This window comes from Streptomyces sp. NPDC002787, from assembly GCF_053592095.1.
The window spans coordinates 90,807-106,317 of sequence record NZ_JBSFVC010000006.1 but is presented as its reverse complement, the minus strand read 5'-3'; the positions used below and the strand labels follow the sequence as shown (position 1 = coordinate 106,317).

Here is a 15,511-nt window from a genome sequence, read left to right as displayed (position 1 = left end):
ACCCGCTCGACAAGGAGGCTGCCCATGTCCGCGTCCGCATCCGTGTCCGGGTCCGAGTCCGCGTCCGTGTCCGTTTCCCCTCCGAGCGTCGGGGTCTGGCTGATCGGAGCACGCGGTTCCGTCGCCACCACCGTCGTCGCGGGCTGCGCGGCCATCACGGCGGGCCTGCACGCCCCCACGGGCATGGTCACGGAAACCTCCCTCTTCGCAGACTCGGCTCTCCCTCCGCTCTCCTCCCTCGTCTTCGGCGGCCACGACACGACCGACTGCCCCCTGCCCAAACGCGCCGAGGCCCTGGCGGCCGGCGGCGTCCTGCCCCATGACCTCCCCGCGGCGATCACCTCCGAACTGGTCGCCGCGGACAGGGAGATCAGGCCCGGCAGCCCGTTCCCGGGCGACACCGGGAACCCCGACGAACTGATCTCCTCCTTCGCCGCCGACATCCAGGACTTCGTACGACGCCGGAACCTGACCCGGGCCGTGGTCGTGAACGTCGCCTCCACGGAACCCGTGCCGACCGGTGCCGCCCTGCCACCCAGCTCCCTCTACGCGGCGGCGGCCCTGCGCGCGGGCTGCTCCTACGTCAACTTCACCCCCTCGGCCGGCCTGCACCACCCGAGCCTCGCTCCCCTCGCCACCACTTCCGGCCTTCCGTACGCCGGCCGTGACGGCAAGACCGGGCAGACCCTGCTCCGGTCCGTCCTGGGGCCGATGTTCGCCCAACGGGCGCTGCCCGTCCGGGCCTGGTCCGGCACCAATCTCCTCGGCGGTGGTGACGGTGCCGCCCTCGCCGACCCGGCCGCCGCCGCTGCCAAGAACGCCGGCAAGGAGCGGGTCCTGACCGACACCCTGGGGGCCATCCCCGAGGGCGAGACCCACATCGACGACGTCCCCGCCCTCGGCGACTGGAAGACCGCCTGGGACCACATCGCCTTCGACGGCTTCCTCGGCACGCGGATGGTCCTCCAGACCACGTGGCAGGGCTGCGACTCCGCCCTCGCCGCCCCGCTGGTCCTGGACCTCGCCCGCCTCCTGGCCCGCGCCCACGAGGCAGGCCTCTCCGGCCCCCTGACCGAACTGGCCTTCTACTTCAAGGACCCGGTGGGCGAGGCCCCGTCGTCCCTGGGGGAGCAGTACACGGCGCTGGCGGGGTTCGCGGAGCGGCTGAGACATGGCGTCGACGGGGGCGGGCCGGAGTCGGGGCCTTCGGAAGCGGGACCGGTGGAGGCGGGACTGGTGGAAGCGAGGCCTTCGGGGGCGGGGCCTTCGGAAGTGGGACCGGTGGAAGTGGGACCGGTGGAAGCAGGACCGGTGGAAGCAGGGCTCTCGAAGGCGAGCCCGGCATGAATCCCCAGCCACCCCTCCCGAAGCTCTCCTTCGGCTACGGCACCAACGGCCTCGCTGACCTCCGTCTCGACGACGCGCTCACCCTCCTCGCCGACCTCGGCTACGACGGCGTCGGTCTGACCCTCGACCACATGCATCTCGACCCGCTGGCCCCCGACCTCGCGGCCCGCACGCGGCGGCTCGCCCGGAGGCTGGACGCCCTCGGCCTGACCGTCACCGTGGAGACCGGAGCCCGCTACGTGCTGGACCCGCGCCGCAAACACGGCCCGACCCTCCTGGACCCCGACCCGGACGACCGCGCCCGCCGGGCCGACCTGCTCCTCCGGGCGGTGCGGGTCGCCGCCGACCTCGGCGCGCACGCCGTGCACTGCTTCAGCGGAGTCACCCCGTCCACCACGGACGACGACACCGCCTGGAAGCGCCTCCCCGACGCGCTCACCCCCGTCCTCGACGCCGCCACCGCCGCCGGCGTCCCCCTCGCGATCGAACCCGAACCCGGTCACCTCCTCGCCACGCTCGCCGACTTCCACCGCCTCCGCGAGGCCCTCGACAGCCCCACCGCACTCGGTCTGACCCTCGACATCGGCCACTGCCAGTGCCTCGAACCCCTCCCTCCCGTCGACTGCGTCCGCGCCGCCGCGCCCTGGCTCCGGCATGTCCAGATCGAGGACATGCGGCGAGGCGTCCACGAACACCTGCCCCTGGGCGACGGCGAGATCGACTTCCCACCCGTCCTCGAAACCCTCGCCGCCATCGGCTACCGGGCCCTGACCGTCGTCGAACTGCCCCGCCACTCCCACACCGGCCCCCACTTCGCCGAACAGTCCCTCTCCTTCCTCCACCGAACGGCCGGCCGCACGGCCGCCACCGGGAGCATCTCGTGATCCACCACGGCACCCCGGCCGACCCGACGGCCCGCCCCGCCCACCCGGCGCTCGCCGCCCCCGCCGACCTGCGCGGCCACCTCAACGCCCACCTCGCTGACGCCGCCCGAGCCTGGCTGGGCCGGGCCCTCGACGAGGCCGCCGAGAGTCCGGGCACCCACGGGCCCATCTCCGTCTGGGAGCTACGGCTCGCCGAGGCGGGCCGGCGCTGCGGTACCGAACACGCCGACGCCGCCCGCGTCCTGATCCTGCACGCGGCCCGCGCCGACACCGACGCCCTCACCCGGGTCTACCGCCAGGGCAGCGCCGACGAGCGCCGGGCCGTCCTGCACGCCCTGCCCCACCTCGTGCCCGGCCCCGGCGCCCTGCACCTCGTCGAGGACGCCCTGCGCACCAACGACACCCGCCTCGTCACCGCCGCCCTCGGCCCGTACGCCGCCCGCCACCTGCCCCCGCACCCGTGGCGGCACGCCGTCCTCAAGTGCCTGTTCACCGGTGTGCGCGTCGAGGAGATCACCGATCTCGCCCGCCGGGCCCACGGCGACGGCGAACTCGCCCGCATGCTCGGCGACTACGCAGAGGAACGCACCGCCGCGGGCCGTCCCGTACCCGAGGACCTGTACCGCGTCCTGGCCCTGACCGCGCCCCCACCGGCCGACGATCCCCGCGTCGACGGCATCGACGGCATCGACGGCATCCGCGGCATAGACGGCATCCACGGCAAGGAGTCCTGATGCGCATCTTCGACCCCCACATCCACATGACGTCACGCACCACCGACGACTACGAGGCGATGCACGAGGCGGGCGTCCGCGCGGTCGTGGAGCCGGCCTTCTGGCTGGGGCAGCCCCGCACCTCTCCCGCCTCGTTCATCGACTACTTCGACTCCCTGCTGGGCTGGGAACCCTTCCGCGCCGCCCAGTACGGCATCGCCCACCACTGCGCCCTCGCCCTCAACCCCAAGGAGGCGAACGACGCGCGGTGCACGCCCGTCCTGGACCACCTCCCCCGCTACCTGCTCAAGGACCGCGTCGTGGCCGTCGGCGAGATCGGCTACGACTCCATGACCCCGGCCGAGGACCGTGCCTTGGAGCACCAGTTGCAACTGGCCGCCGACCACGGACTGCCCGCCCTGGTGCACACCCCGCACCGGGACAAGCTCGCCGGTCTGCGCCGCACCCTCGACGCCGTACGGACCTCCGCGCTGCCCGTCGAGCGGGTGCTGCTCGACCACCTCAACGAGACCACCGTCAAGGAGGCCAAGGACAGCGGCGCCTGGCTCGGCTTCTCCGTCTACCCGGACACCAAGATGGACGAGGAGCGCATGGTCGCCGTCATCAAGGCGTTCGGCACGGAGAAGGTGCTCGTCAACTCCGCCGCCGACTGGGGCAGAAGCGACCCCCTCAAGACCCGCAGGGTCGCCGACGCCCTGCTCGCCGCAGGGTTCGACGAGGACGACGTCGACCTGGTGCTGTGGCGCAACCCGGTCGCCTTCTACGGGCTCAGCGGCCGTCTCGCCCTCGACGTCACCGCGACGGACCCGACCCACGAGGGCAACAGCATCCTGCGCGGCGGTGAGTGACCCATGCGCTTCCGCCACCCCGACGGCTCCACCGTCCACCTCGCCTACTGCACCAACGTCCACCCGGCCGAGACCCTCGACGGCGTCCTCGCCCAACTGCGCGACCACTGCGAACCCGTACGCCGCCGTCTCGGCCGCGACCGCCTCGGCATCGGCCTCTGGCTGGCCAAGGACGCCGCCGACGCCCTGGTGACCGACCCCTCCGCCCTGCGCGGCCTGCGCACCGAACTCGACCGGCGCGGCCTCGAAGTGGTCACGCTCAACGGCTTCCCCTATCAGGGCTTCGGCTCCGAGGAGGTCAAGTACCGCGTCTACCAGCCCGACTGGGCCGACCCGGAACGCCTCGACCACACCACCTCCCTCGCCCGCGTCCTCGCCCGGCTCCTCCCCGACGACATCACCGAGGGCACCGTCTCGACCCTGCCCCTGGCCTGGCGCACGGCCTACGACGACACCCGCGCCGCCCGGGCCCGCACGGCTCTGCTCACCCTCGCCGAACGCCTCGACGCCGTGGCCGAGCTGACCGGCCGCTCCATCCGCATCGGCCTGGAACCCGAACCCGGCTGCACCGTCGAGACCACCGCCGACGCCATCGGCCCGCTGACCGACATCGGCCACGAACGCATCGGCGTCTGCGTCGACACCTGCCACCTCGCCACCTCCTTCGAAGACCCGCACACCGCCCTGGACGCGCTCACACAGGCCCGCGTCCCCATCGTGAAATCCCAGCTCTCGGCCGCCCTGCATGCCGAACACCCCCACCTCCCCGAGGTCCGCGAAGCCCTCGCCGCCTTCGACGAACCCCGCTTCCTGCACCAGACCCGCACCTCCACCGCCGCCGGCCTGCGCGGCACCGACGACCTCGGCGAGGCCCTCAAGGGCGACGCCCTCCCCGACGCCTCACCCTGGCGCGCCCACTTCCACGTCCCCCTCCACGCGGCCCCCGCCGCACCCCTCACCTCCACGCTCCCGGTACTCAAAGCAGCCCTCACCCGCCTGGTCGGCGGCACCCGCCCCCTCACCCGCCACCTCGAGGTCGAGACCTACACCTGGCAGGCCCTGCCGACCGAGCTGCGCCCCAGCACCCGGGCCCAGCTCGCCGACGGCATCGCAGCCGAACTCGCCCTCGCCCGCGACCTGTTGACGGACCTCGGACTCAAGGAGCTGCCGTGAGCCAGGACAGAGCTGCCGCGCATCCCCGACCCGAGATCGGGCCCACCCCTCTTCTCGTCCTGGACGTCGTCGGCCTCACCCCCCGTCTCCTCGACCACATGCCCCACCTCAAGGCCCTCGGCCAGTCCGGCTCCCGTGCCCCGCTCGGCACCGTCCTGCCCGCCGTCACCTGCGCAGCCCAGTCCACCTTCCTGACCGGCACGCTCCCCGCCGAGCACGGCATCGTCGGCAACGGCTGGTACTTCCGTGAACTCGGCGACGTCCTGCTGTGGCGCCAGCACAACGGTCTCGTCGCCGGGGACAAACTGTGGGACGCCGCCCGCCGCGCGCACCCCGGCTACACGGTCGCCAACATCTGCTGGTGGTACGCCATGGGCGCCGACACCGACATCACCGTCACCCCCCGTCCGATCTACTACTCCGACGGCCGCAAGGAACCCGACTGCTACACCCGGCCCCCGGCCCTGCACGACGAACTCACCGCGAAACTCGGCACCTTCCCCCTGTTCCACTTCTGGGGCCCCGGCGCGGACCTCGTCTCCAGCCGCTGGATCATCGACGCGACCCGCCACATCATCCGCACCCGCCGGCCGGACCTGGCCCTGTGCTACCTCCCTCACCTCGACTACGACCTGCAGCGCCACGGCCCCGACGACCCGCGCTCCCTGAAAGCGGCCGCCGACCTCGACCGGGCCGTGGCGCCCCTGCTCGACGACGCCCGGGCGGAAGGCCGTACCGTCGTCGCGCTCTCCGAGTACGGCATCACCCGCGCCGAGCGCCCCGTCGACATCAACCGCGCCCTGCGCCGTGCGGGCCTTCTCGATGTGCACACACAGGACGGCATGGAGTACCTCGACCCGATGGCCTCCAGGGCTTTCGCGGTCGCCGACCACCAGATCGCCCATGTCTATGTGCGCCGCCCCGAGGACCTGGAAGCGACCAGGGAGGCCCTCGCGGACCTGTCCGGGATCGACCAACTCCTCGACGACGAGGGCAAGAAGGCCCATCACCTCGACCATCCGCGCTCCGGCGAGCTCGTCGCCGTCGCGGAGCCGGACGCCTGGTTCACGTACTACTACTGGCTCGACGACGACCGCGCGCCCGACTTCGCACGACTCGTCGAGATCCACCGCAAACCCGGCTACGACCCGGTCGAGCTGTTCATGGATCCGCTCGACCCGTATGTGAAGCTCAAGGCGGCGACGGCACTGGCCCGCAAGAAACTCGGCCTGCGCTACCGCATGGCGGTCGTGCCGCTGGATCCCTCACCTATTCGCGGCAGCCACGGCCGCCTTCCCGCGAGCGACGACGACGGTCCGCTCATCATCTGCTCCACCCCCCGCGCTGTCGGCGACCGCGTGGCGGCCACCGATGTGAAAGCACTGCTGCTTCGACTGGCCGGTCTCACCTGACCTGCCAGAAGTCCTCACTGGTCACAAGTGAAGCACTCACCACTGACAACGCCCTCCCACCCAGAGGAGTTCCAGACATGAGCCGCACGCACCAGCCGGATCCCGAACTCACCCACCGCCTCAGCAGACGAGGCATGCTCGGCGTGGCCGCCGGGGCCACCGTCGCCGCCCTGTTGGGCGCGGTCGCCCCGGCCCAGGCCGCCACCGCCACCGAGGCCACCACCGCGGGCAAGGGCAGGGGCCGCCCCGTCCTCCCGCCCGGCCGGCTCGGCATCCAGCTCTACAGCCTGCGCGACAAGGTCTCCACCCTCGGCTTCGCCCCCGTCTTCGCCGAGCTGGAGAAGCACGGCTACGACGAGGTCGAGTTCGCCGGCTACACCCAGGGCTCGGCGGGGCCGATCACGCTCGCCCAGCTCAAGCGCCTCGCCCGCAACCACGGCCTCACCCCGATCGGCAGCCACGTCGGCTACTACGCCAACGACCCGAACGCGTACACCTTCGCCCAGAACCTGAACAAGGTCCTCGACGACGCCCAGGCGCTCGGCCTCAAGCACATCGGCACCGCCGCCGGCCCCTTCCGCTACGGCATGACCGTCGACGCGATGAAGCGGGCCGCCGAGGAGTTCAACACCTACGGTGCGGCGGCCAAGGCGCGCGGCATGAAGTTCTACCAGCACAACCACTCCGAGGAGTTCTCCTTCGCCACCGACAACCCCAAGGTCCGCCTCTACGACGTGCTGCTCAAGGAGACCGACCCGCGCCTCGTCTACCTGGAGATGGACATCTTCTGGGCTTACGTGGCCCAGTTCCGTTTCTCGAAGCGGCCCGATGGAACATCCGCGCCGTTCGAGCCCCTCGACTACGTCCTCAAGCGCCCCGACCGCTACCCGCTCTTCCACGTGAAGGACGGCGAGAGCGACCCGTCGAACCCGTTCGGCTACCGCATGGTGGACGTCGGCGACGGTGATATCGACTACCAGAAGTTCATCTCGGCCGTCACCCGCCTCAAGGGCCACCGCCTCGCCCACCACTGGCAGGCCGAACACGACAACCCCACCGAGTCCTTCACCTTCGCCCGCCGCTCCAGCGAGCACCTGCACTCCCTGCGGGAGAAGTGCTGACCGCAGACACCGGACAACGGCAGCAGGCGGCCGCCCCGTGGTGCGAGACCAAGGGGCGGCCGCCTGCTGCCGTAAGCGGAGGCGTCAGGCCACTTCGTCACCGAGCGGACGGGGGTTGGGAGCGATGCGCCGGGCGCGGGGCCGCCCCGGCGGGTGCAGGAAGATCGCCACGAACCCGGCGAACAGCGAGATGGAGCCGGCGAGCACGAAGGCGCCCGCGTAGTCCCAGGCGCCCACGACCACGGCGCCCATGCCGGACCCGAGCAGACCGGAGACCAGCTTGGAGCTGTAGACGAGACCGTAGTTGGAGGCGTTGTTGTTCTCGCCGAAGTAGTCCGCGGTCATCGCCGCGAACATCGGGAAGATGGCGCCGCCGCCGAACCCGGAGATGCTGGAGAACACCAGGAACAGCGGCAGGTTGCCGATGTTGCCGGACCAGAGGATGCCGTACTGGGACAGGCCCAGCACGATGCAGACGAAGATCAGACACTGCTTGCGGCCGTAGCGGTCGGAGAGCCAGCCGATGACGCCGCGTCCGGTGCCGTTGACGATCGCCTTCAGGGACATGGCCGTGGCCACGATCCCGCCCGCGAAGCCGGCCTCGTTGCCGAACGGCACCTGGAAGGCGATGCCGAAGATGTTCACACCCGAGGTGCACAGCAGACAGAACCACATCAGCGCGACGCGGCCCGTCCGCCAAGCCTCGCTCGGCGTGTACTGCTTCACGGCCGGCGGGTTCTTCTCCAGCGCGCGCCGCGCGCGCGGGTCGTCCGGCTTGCGCAGGGGGTCGACCTCGGCAGGCCACCAGTTCTTCGGCGGGTCCTGGAAGAAGTAACCGGCCACGGCGACGACCGCCGCGAGGAACACACCGACGGACACGAGCACCCAGCGGAAGTTCGTCAGGTCCATGTACCCGGTGAAGATGAACACGAAGGGCACCGAACCGTAGGCGAAGCCGCCGTTGACGAAGCCGGTCTTGCCGCCCTTGCGCTCCGGATACCACTTGCCGACCATGTTCACGCAGGTCGCGTACACCATGCCCGCGCCCATGCCGCTGAACATGCCGAACCCGACGTACGCGACGACGACATGCGGCGCGAACGCGAGGGACACATAGCCGAGCAGGGTGCCGACGGCGCCCAGCATCATCGCCCAGCGGGCGGGCAGTTTGCCGCTCTCGCGGAGCTTCCCGGCCGGGAAGGCCACGGCGGCCTGGAAGAACACCCACACGCCGAGCATCCAGAAGATGTGCTGGTTGCTCCAGCTGTGCGCGGTGTGCAGGGTCTCCTCGGCGGACGCGAACGCGTACTCCGCCGAGCTGATGCCCATCATGCCCACCCACGGCAGGATGACCATCCACTTGCGTTTGCGTCCCATGATGTCCAGGTCGGACTCGCCGATCCGGTACATCCGGCCGTTGGCGTCCGTCACCTCCCTGTAGGGGACGGATGTGGAGATGTCAGTTGTTGCCATGTCGATCGAACCCTCCGCGTGGAAGAAGTCTGGCCAGCGCCCCCTGTCCGTGCTTCTATGCGCCGGGGCCCGCGGTGAGCGGTCGCCGCAGGCCCCGTGGTTCGAGCCGTCGCTCAGCTCATCGATCGCCCCCCAACAGCCGCTTCCACGGCGTGCGCCCGCGTCACAACAGCCCCGCCGCCCGCGCCCAGCGATACTTGGCGCCCAGCACCGCCACCGGCTTCTCGGTCGTGTACGGGTAGGCCACGACCCCATGCTCGAAGAGGTACTGGCAGGCCTCCTCCACCTCGACGTCGCCCGCCAGCGACGCGACGACCGGCTTCTCGACGCCCCTCTCCCGGAACTCGGCCACCACGCGCGCGGTCAGCTCGGCGAACACCATGGGCGGGGTGACGATCGTGTGCCAGTAGCCGAGGACGAGGGCGTGGATGCGCGGGTCCTCGAGCCCCAGCCGGATCGTCGCCTCGTATGTCGACGGCGGTTCGCCCCCGGTGATGTCGACCGGGTTGCCGGCGGCACCGAAGGGCGGGATGAACTTCCGGAACGACGCGTCCAGATCCGGAGGGATCTCCATCAGCGTCAGCCCGTTGTCGGTGACGGCATCGGACAGCAGTACGCCGCTGCCGCCCGCGCCGGTGATGATCACGACGTTGTCGCCCTGGGGAGCCGGAAGCACCGGCAACGCGCGCGCGTACTCCAGCATCTCGTTCAGTCCGGGCACCCGGATGACACCGGCCTGCTTCAGGATGTCCTCGTACACGGCGTCGTCGCCCGCCAGCGCGCCCGTGTGCGAGCCCGCCGCCTTCGCCCCGGCCGCCGTACGGCCCGCCTTCAGAACCACGACCGGCTTCTTCGGGACGGTCGCCCGCGCGGCCTCCACGAAGGCGCGCCCGTCCTTCAGGTCCTCCAGGTGCATCGCGATGCACTCGGTGTGCGGGTCCTCGCCGAACCACGTCAGCAGGTCGTCCTCGTCCAGGTCCGACTTGTTGCCGAGCCCGACGATCGCCGACACACCCGTCTTCGTGGTGCGCGCGAAGCCCAGGATGGCCATCCCGATACCGCCGGACTGCGAGGTCAGCGCGACCCCGCCCTTGACGTCGTACGGCGTGCAGAACGTGGCGCAGAGGTCCTGCCAGGTCGAGTAGTAGCCGTAGATGTTCGGCCCCAGCAGCCGGACGCCGTGCCGCTCGGCGATCGCCACGATCTCGTCCTGGAGTTCGTGCTCGCCGGTCTCCGCGAAGCCCGACGGGATCAGCACGGCGTTGGGGATGCCCTTGCGACCCACCTCCTCCAGCGCCGAGGCCACGAACTTGGCGGGGATCGCGAAGACCGCCACATCCACCTCACCCGGTACGTCCGTGACACTCTTGTACGCCTTGCGGCCCAGAATGTCATCGGCCCTGGGGTTCACCGGATGGATCTCCCCGGCGAAGCCGCCGTCGATCAGGTTGCGCATCACCGAGTTGCCGATCTTGCCCTGCTCGTTGGAGGCCCCGATCACGGCGACGGACGAGGGCTGCATCAGCCGGCGCATCGACGTGAGGATCTCCTCGCGCGTGTAGGTGCGCCGGGGCTTGGGCACCGACTCCGCGAGGATCACCCGGATGTCCGCCGCGACCGCGCCCTCCGGGGTGGCGATCACCGGGTTGAGGTCCACCTCGGCGATCTCCGGGAAGTCCGCGACCAGTTCGGAGACCCGGCGGATCTGCTCGGCGATCGCCCACCGGTCCACGGCGGCCGCCCCCCGCACCCCGTGCAGGATCTCCGCCGCGCGGATCGAGTTCAGCATGGAGAGCGCCTCGTCCGCGTCGACCGGCGCCAGCCGGAAGGTCACGTCCTTGAGGACCTCGACCAGCACCCCGCCGAGCCCGAACGCGACGACCTTCCCGAACGTCGGGTCCGTCACCGCGCCGACGATGACCTCCTGCCCCTTCGGCAGCAGCTCCTGCACCTGGACGCCCTCTATCCGCGCATCGGACGCGTACGCGCGCGCGTTGTCGACGATCTGATGGAACGCGGCCCTCACATCGGCCGCTCCCTCGACCCCGACGATCACCCCGCCGGCGTCGGTCTTGTGCAGGATGTCCGGCGAGACGATCTTCATCACCACCGGCCCGCCGAAGCGCGCCGCGTACGACACCGCCTCGTCGACGTCCCGCGCCAACTCCTCGCCCGGTACGGCGATCCCGTACGCGTCGGCGATCACCTTGCCCTCGGGGGCGGTCAGCGCGCTCCGGCCCTCGGCCCGTACGGCGTCGAGGAGCGCACGCACCCGCAAGCCCCGGTCTTCGGCCATCAATCAGATCACTCCGTTCGACTTGAGCAGGCGCAGCTCCTCGTCGCCGAGCCCCAGCTCGCCGACGTAGACCTCTTCGTTGTGCTCGCCGAGCAGGGGTGAACTGGTCACGTCCACAGGGGAGTCGGACAGCTTCAGCGGACTGCCGACGGTCACGAACTCACCGCGCTCGGGGTGCGGCACGGTGACGACCATCTCGTTGGAGACCAGGGACTCGTCCTCGATGATCTCCTTGGTGGAGAGGATCGGCCCGCACGGGATGTTGTGGGCGTTCAGCCGCTCCAGCACCTCCCATTTGGGGAGCGTGGACGACCACTCCTCGATGAGCTGGAACATCTTGTTGAGCTTGGGGAGCCGGGCCTCCGGCGTCGCCCACTCGGGGTCGTCCGCGAGCTCCGGCCGGCCGATGAGTTCGCTGAGGGGCTGCCAGCCGACGGGCTGCACGATGACGTACACGTAGTCGTTCGGGCCGCCAGGCGCGCACTTGACGGCCCAGCCGGGCTGGCCGCCGCCCGACGCGTTTCCGGACCTGGGGACCTCGTCGCCGAAGTCGTCGTTGGGATATTCACGGAGCGGGCCATGTGCCAGCCGCTGCTGGTCCCTCAGCTTCACCCGACAGAGGTTGAGGACGGCGTGCTGCATGGCCACGTTGACCCGCTGGCCGCGCCCGGTGTTCTCCCGCTGGTACAGCGCCGCGAGAATCCCCGCCACGGCATGGATGCCCGTGCCCGAGTCCCCGATCTGGGCCCCCGTCGCCAGCGGCGGCCCGTCCTCGAAGCCGGTGGTCGCCATCGACCCGCCCATGGCCTGCGCGACGACCTCGTACGCCTTGAAGTTGGTGTACGGACCGTCACCGAACCCCTTGATGGAGGCATAGACGATACGCGGATTGATCTCCTGGACGCGGTCCCAGGTGAAGCCCATACGGTCGACCGCGCCGGGTCCGAAGTTCTCGACCATGACGTCGGAGCGCCGGATCAGCTCGGTGAGGATCTCCTTGCCGCGCTCGGTCTTGGTGTTGAGGGTGATGCTCCGCTTGTTGCAGTTGAGCATCGTGAAGTAGAGGGAGTCGACGTCCGGGAGGTCGCGCAGCTGCTTGCGCGTGATGTCCCCGCTCGGCGCCTCCAGCTTCACCACGTCCGCGCCGAGCCAGGCGAGCAGCTGGGTGGCGGACGGGCCGGACTGGACGTGCGTCATGTCGAGGACGCGGATGCCTTCGAGAGCCTTGGTCATGCCGAGGTCACCTCACTTGTACATCGTCTGGTTCATGGTTCCGGGGGCGTACGCGTCCGGGTCGACCCAGACGTTGATGAGCGACGGCTTGCCCGACTCACGGGCGCGCCGCAGCGCGGGGCCGATGTCGGCGGGGTCGCGGACCTCCTCGCCGTAACCGCCCAGCATCTGGGCGAACTTGTCGTAGTGGACGTCGCCGAGGGTGTTGCCGATCCGCTCGCGTTCCTCGCCGTACTTGGCCTTCTGGCCGTAGCGGATCTGGTTCATGGAGGAGTTGTTGCCGATGATCCCGACGAAGGGGAGGTTGTAGCGGACGAGGGTCTCGAAGTCCCAGCCGGTGAGGGAGAACGCGCCGTCGCCGAAGAGGGCCACGACTTCCTTGTCGGGTCGCGCCTGCTTGGCGGCCAGCACGAAGGGGACGCCGACGCCGAGCGTGCCGAGGGGGCCCGGGTCCATCCAGTGCCCGGGTGACTTGGGCTGCACGACCTGGCCGGAGAAGGTGACGATGTCGCCGCCGTCGCCGATGTAGAGGGAGTCCTCGGTGAGGAAGTCGTTGATCTCACTGACCAGCCGGTACGGGTGGATCGGCGAGGCGTCGGACTTCAGGCTGGGCAGCCGCTTCTCGATGGCGGTCTGCTCGGCGGCGCGCAGTTCGTCGAGCCACTCCTTGCGCTTCGACGCGCCCCCGTTGAGGCGCCCGGAGGCCGCCTCGGTCACCGACTTCAGGATCAGTCCGGCGTCGCCGACGATCCCGAGGTCGATGTCGCGGTTCTTGCCGACGGTCCGGTAGTCGAGGTCGATCTGCACGACGGTCGCGTCCTGCGACAGCCGCTTGCCGTAGCCCATGCGGAAGTCGAAGGGCGTACCGACGATGACGATGACGTCGGCGTTGGAGAAGGCGTACCGGCGGGAGAGCTGGAAGTGGTGCGGGTCGCCGGGGGGCAGGGTGCCGCGGCCGGCGCCGTTCATGTAGGCCGGGATGTTGAGCGTGCGCACCAGTTCGATGGCGGACTCGGTGCCGCGTGTGGTCCACACCTGGCTGCCCAGCAGGATCGCGGGCTTCTCGGCGTGCACGAGCAGGTCGGCGAGCTTCTCGACGGCTTCCGGGTCGCCGGCCGAGCGGGTCGAGGCACGGTAGGCGCCCGCCTTCGGTACGCGTGCCTTCTCCACGGGGACCTTGGCGTCGAGGACGTCGCGCGGGATCTCCAGGAAGGAGGGGCCGGGGGCGCCGTGGTAGCACTCGCGGAACGCCATCGACACCATGTCGGCGGCGCGGGCGGTGTCCGGGACGGTCGCCGCGAACTTGGTGATGGGCGTCATCATGTCGACGTGCGGCAGATCCTGGAGGGACCCCATCTTGTGCTGGGTGTGCGCGCCCTGGCCGCCGATCAGGAGCATCGGGGACTCCGCGCGGAAGGCGTTGGCGACACCGGTCACGGCGTCGGTCGTACCGGGGCCGGCGGTGACGACCGCGCAGCCGGGCTTGCCGGTGATCCGGGCGTAGCCGTCGGCGGCGTGGGCGGCGACCTGCTCGTGGCGTACGTCGACGACCTCGATGCCTTCGTCGACGCAGCCGTCGTAGATGTCGATGATGTGGCCGCCGCACAGGGTGTAGATGACCTCCACACCCTCCGCTTTGAGTGCCTTCGCGACGAGATGACCACCGGAAATGAGGTCCTGGCTGTTGCCGTCGGGCATGGCGAAGTCCTGTCCCTTCGTAGGCGTCTTCGTAGGGGTTGGAACGCTCTCGCGGTTGATTGCATACAGTCGACGAATACTGTATGAAGCTTGTTATCCCGCATCCGGTGGGTGGTGTCCAGGGGGCGTGCGGCACTTTTGAGTCAGGAGCCGGAATGGACCTTTTCGAGCACCAGGCAAGGGAACTCTTCGAGGAACACGGCATCCCGGTGCCACGGGCCGAGGTCACGGACTCGCCCAAGGCGGCCCGCGAGATCGCCCGCAGGCTGGGCGGACGCGTCGTCGTCAAGGCACAGGTGAAGACCGGAGGACGCGGCAAGGCGGGTGGGGTGAAGCTCGCCGCGGACCCCGCCGCCACCGAACTGACGGCACGACAGATCCTCGGCATGAACATCAAGGGCCACAGCGTCGGCAAGGTGATGATCGCCGAACCGGTAGCCATCGAGAGCGAGTTCTACGTCTCCTACGTCCTCGACCGCGCCGCCGGCCGCTTCCTCGCCATCGCCTCGGCCGAGGGTGGCATGGAGATCGAGGAGGTGGCGGCCACCAGGCCCGAGGCCGTGGCCCGCATCCCCATCGATCCCACCGAGGGCGTCACCTCGGCGAAGGCGTCCGAGATCGCCGAGGCGGCCGGTCTGCCCCCGCAGACCGTCGACGTCCTCATGCGGCTCTGGGAGGTGCTGACCCGCGAGGACGCCCTCCTCGTCGAGGTGAACCCCCTCGTCCGTACCGCACAGGGCCGGATCCTGGCCCTCGACGGCAAGGTCACCCTGGACGACAACGCGGGCTTCCGGCAGACGCGCCTGGGCGACGAGGACTTCGCGCACGACGACCCGCTGGAGTCGGCGGCCGCCGCCAAAGGCCTCAACTACGTGAAACTGGACGGCGAGGTCGGCGTCATCGGCAACGGCGCAGGACTCGTCATGTCGACCCTCGACGTGGTCGCGGGCTGCGGCGCCCGCCCCGCCAACTTCCTCGACATCGGCGGCGGCGCCTCCGCCCAGATCATGGCCGACGGCCTCTCCGTCATCCTCTCCGACCCGGCCGTGAAATCCGTCCTCGTCAACGTCTTCGGCGGGATCACCGCCTGCGACGCGGTCGCGAGCGGCATCGTGCGGGCCCTGGACAGCGTCCAGTTGACCAAACCGCTGGTCGTCCGCCTCGACGGCAACAACGCCGCACGCGGCCGGGCCATCCTCGACGACCGCGACCACCCCCTGGTCCACCAGGCCACCACCATGGACGGCGCCGCGCGCCGCGCCGCCGACCTCGCCCACGCGATCTGAGGAGCC

12 protein-coding genes are annotated in these 15,511 nt (G+C 70.4%); 8 read left to right on the top strand and 4 right to left on the bottom strand.

The annotated features are described in order from the left end of the window. Positions 1-24 precede the first annotated feature (24 nt). From ACWD26_RS10225 to ACWD26_RS10195, 7 genes are all read left to right on the top strand, one after another. A complete protein-coding gene (locus ACWD26_RS10225) occupies positions 25-1,347 on the top strand; it encodes an inositol-3-phosphate synthase (RefSeq protein WP_451268193.1) in 1,323 nt (440 codons plus the stop codon). Beyond that, entirely contained in the window at positions 1,344-2,231 is an 888-nt protein-coding gene (locus tag ACWD26_RS10220) for a sugar phosphate isomerase/epimerase family protein (RefSeq protein WP_451268191.1), read from the top strand. Before ACWD26_RS10225 ends, ACWD26_RS10220 begins: the two co-directional genes overlap by 4 nt. Beyond that, positions 2,228-2,965, top strand: a complete 738-nt coding sequence (locus ACWD26_RS10215; protein ID WP_451268189.1) for an EboA domain-containing protein — start codon at positions 2,228-2,230, stop codon at positions 2,963-2,965. Before ACWD26_RS10220 ends, ACWD26_RS10215 begins: the two co-directional genes overlap by 4 nt. After that, positions 2,965-3,813 carry a TatD family hydrolase gene (locus ACWD26_RS10210; RefSeq protein ID WP_451268188.1) on the top strand — a complete coding sequence of 283 codons (849 nt, stop codon included), beginning with the start codon at positions 2,965-2,967 and terminating at the stop codon, positions 3,811-3,813. Before ACWD26_RS10215 ends, ACWD26_RS10210 begins: the two co-directional genes overlap by 1 nt. A 3-nt stretch (positions 3,814-3,816) precedes the next feature. Further along, on the top strand, positions 3,817-4,986 hold the full coding sequence (eboE, locus tag ACWD26_RS10205) for a metabolite traffic protein EboE (RefSeq protein WP_451268186.1): 1,170 nt from the start codon (positions 3,817-3,819) through the stop codon (positions 4,984-4,986). After that, positions 4,983-6,398, top strand: coding sequence for an alkaline phosphatase family protein (locus ACWD26_RS10200; RefSeq protein ID WP_451268184.1), 1,416 nt, complete (start codon positions 4,983-4,985; stop codon positions 6,396-6,398). The genes eboE and ACWD26_RS10200 overlap by 4 nt, the downstream gene beginning before the upstream one ends. Positions 6,399-6,475: 77 nt before the next feature. After that, positions 6,476-7,519 carry a sugar phosphate isomerase/epimerase family protein gene (locus tag ACWD26_RS10195; RefSeq protein WP_451268182.1) on the top strand — a complete coding sequence of 348 codons (1,044 nt, stop codon included), beginning with the start codon at positions 6,476-6,478 and terminating at the stop codon, positions 7,517-7,519. Positions 7,520-7,603: 84 nt separating this feature from the next. On the opposite strand, the gene ACWD26_RS10190 is transcribed toward ACWD26_RS10195, so the two are convergent. From ACWD26_RS10190 to ACWD26_RS10175, 4 genes are all read right to left on the bottom strand, one after another. Beyond that, positions 7,604-8,992, bottom strand: coding sequence for an OFA family MFS transporter (locus tag ACWD26_RS10190; protein WP_451268180.1), 1,389 nt, complete (start codon positions 8,990-8,992; stop codon positions 7,604-7,606). Positions 8,993-9,155: 163 nt separating this feature from the next. Further along, positions 9,156-11,288, bottom strand: coding sequence for an acetate--CoA ligase family protein (locus tag ACWD26_RS10185; protein WP_451268178.1), 2,133 nt, complete (start codon positions 11,286-11,288; stop codon positions 9,156-9,158). Positions 11,289-11,291: 3 nt separating this feature from the next. Continuing rightward, positions 11,292-12,521 carry a formyl-CoA transferase gene (frc, locus tag ACWD26_RS10180; protein WP_451268176.1) on the bottom strand — a complete coding sequence of 410 codons (1,230 nt, stop codon included), beginning with the start codon at positions 12,519-12,521 and terminating at the stop codon, positions 11,292-11,294. Positions 12,522-12,533: 12 nt separating this feature from the next. After that, on the bottom strand, positions 12,534-14,219 hold the full coding sequence (locus tag ACWD26_RS10175; protein ID WP_451268174.1) for a thiamine pyrophosphate-binding protein: 1,686 nt from the start codon (positions 14,217-14,219) through the stop codon (positions 12,534-12,536). A gap of 155 nt (positions 14,220-14,374) precedes the next feature. On the opposite strand from ACWD26_RS10175, the gene sucC reads away from it, so the two are divergent. Further along, positions 14,375-15,505: an ADP-forming succinate--CoA ligase subunit beta gene (gene sucC, locus ACWD26_RS10170; RefSeq protein WP_451268172.1), complete on the top strand. Its 1,131-nt coding sequence runs from the start codon at positions 14,375-14,377 to the stop codon at positions 15,503-15,505. Positions 15,506-15,511: the final 6 nt, after the last annotated feature.